The following is a 2,457-nucleotide window of genomic DNA, read 5'->3' as shown; positions in this document are numbered from 1 at the left end:
CGTGCCGTCGCAGGACATGGTTCTGGGTCTCTATTATCTCTCGATCGTCAACCAGAACGAGCCGGGCGAGGGCATGGTGTTTGCCGACATGGGCGAACTCCAGCACGCGCTCGAGACCAAGGCGGTGACGCTGCACTCCAAGATCAAGGGTCGTTTCCGTACGGTCGACGCCGAAGGCAAGGTCGTGTCGAAGATCCATGACACGACGCCTGGCCGCATGATCATCGGCGAGCTTCTGCCGAAGAACGTCAACGTGCCTTACGAGACCGCCAACCAGGAGATGACCAAGAAGAACATCTCCAAGATGATCGACACCGTCTACCGCCATTGCGGTCAGAAGGAGACGGTCATTTTCTGCGATCGCATCATGGCGCTCGGATTCAGCCATGCCTGCCGTGCCGGCATTTCGTTCGGCAAGGACGACATGCTGATCCCGGATGCCAAGATCAAGCTGGTCTCCGACACCGAGGCTTTGGCCAAGGAATACGAGCAGCAGTACAATGACGGTCTGATCACGCAGGGCGAGAAGTACAACAAGGTCGTCGACGCCTGGGCCAAGTGCTCGGAAAAGGTCGCCGACGAAATGATGGCCCGTATCAAGGCGGTCGAGTTCGAGGACAATGGCCGTCAGAAGCCGATGAACTCGATCTACATGATGTCGCACTCCGGTGCGCGTGGCTCGCCCACCCAGATGCGCCAGCTTGCCGGCATGCGCGGCCTCATGGCCAAGCCGTCGGGTGAAATCATCGAGACGCCGATCATCTCGAACTTCAAGGAAGGCCTGACCGTGCTCGAGTACTTCAACTCGACCCACGGCGCCCGCAAGGGTCTGGCCGACACCGCCTTGAAGACGGCGAACTCGGGTTACCTCACCCGTCGTCTGGTCGACGTGGCGCAGGATTGCATCGTCAACTCCGTCGACTGCGGCACCGACAAGGGCCTCACCATGCAGCCGATCGTCGATGCCGGTCAGGTCGTCGCTTCGGTCGGCCAGCGCGTGCTGGGCCGTACGTCGCTCGACGACATCACCCATCCGGTGTCGGGCGAGATCCTGGTCAAGGCCGGAACGCTGATGGACGAGCGTGACGTGGAACAGATCGAAAAGGCCGGCGTCCAGTCGGTCCGCATCCGCTCGGCACTGACTTGCGAAGTCAGGGTTGGCGTCTGCGCGGTCTGCTACGGTCGCGATCTGGCCCGCGGCACCCCGGTCAATCAGGGCGAAGCCGTCGGCGTCATCGCGGCGCAGTCGATCGGCGAGCCGGGCACCCAGCTCACCATGCGTACCTTCCACATGGGCGGTACCGCGCAGGTCGTGGACAGCTCGTTCCTTGAAGCCTCGTATGAGGGCAAGGTCGAGATCCGCAACCGCAACGTGGTGCGCAACTCCGACGGCCAGCAGATGGTCATGGGCCGCAACATGGCGGTTCTGATCCTCGACGAAGCCGGCAAGGAGCGCGCCTCGCACCGCCTCACCTATGGTTCGCGCATCTTCGTGGACGATGGTGACAAGGTGAAGCGCGGCCAGCGTATCGCCGAGTGGGATCCCTATACCCGTCCGGTCCTCACCGAAATCGAGGGCAGGGTGTCGTACGAGGATCTGGTCGACGGCATTTCCGTTCAGGAAACGGCCGACGAGTCGACCGGCATCACCAAGCGTGAGGTCATCGACTGGCGCTCGACGCCACGCGGCAACGACCTGAAGCCGGCGATTGCGATCCAGGACGCCAAGGGCAAGGTCGGCAAGCTGTCGAAGGGCGGCGACGCCCGCTTCCTGCTCTCGGTCGAGGCCATTCTTTCGGTCGAGCCGGGTTCGCAGGTTCGCCCCGGCGACGTGCTGGCGCGTATTCCGATGGAAAGCGCCAAGACCAAGGACATCACCGGCGGTCTGCCGCGTGTTGCCGAGCTGTTCGAGGCACGTCGTCCGAAGGATCACGCCATCATCGCCGAGATCGACGGCACGATCCGCTTCGGCCGCGACTACAAGAACAAGCGTCGCATCATCATCGAGCCGCATGACTCGACGCTTGAGCCGGTCGAATACCTGATCCCGAAGGGCAAGCCGTTCCATCTCCAGGACGGCGACGTCATCGAGAAGGGCGACTACATCCTCGACGGCAATCCGGCGCCGCACGACATCCTGGCGATCAAGGGCGTGGAGGCACTTGCTTCCTACCTCGTCAACGAGATCCAGGAAGTCTATCGTCTGCAGGGCGTGTCGATCAACGACAAGCACATCGAGGTGATTGTTCGCCAGATGCTGCAGAAGGTCGAGATCACGGTGCAGGGCGATTCGACCTACATCCCGGGCGATCATGTCGACGTGATCGAACTGGAAGAGGTCAACGAGCGTCTGGTCGAGGACGGCAAGAAGCCGGCCGAAGGCCTGCCGGTGCTGCTCGGCATCACCAAGGCATCGCTGCAGACGCCGTCCTTCATCTCGGCCGCCTCCTTCCAGGA

1 pseudogene is annotated in these 2,457 nt (G+C 62.3%); it reads left to right on the top strand.

Annotation, left to right across the window (positions count from 1 at the left end):
- Nucleotides 1-2,457: pseudogene (locus EN893_RS39185) on the top strand (DNA-directed RNA polymerase subunit beta'); the annotation flags it as partial.

The sequence above is a fragment of the Mesorhizobium sp. M7A.F.Ca.CA.004.04.2.1 genome (genome assembly GCF_004022825.1).
GTDB lineage: Bacteria > Pseudomonadota > Alphaproteobacteria > Rhizobiales > Rhizobiaceae > Mesorhizobium.
Note: the sequence above shows the minus strand (reverse complement) of the source record. Positions and strands in the feature narration are given on the sequence as shown.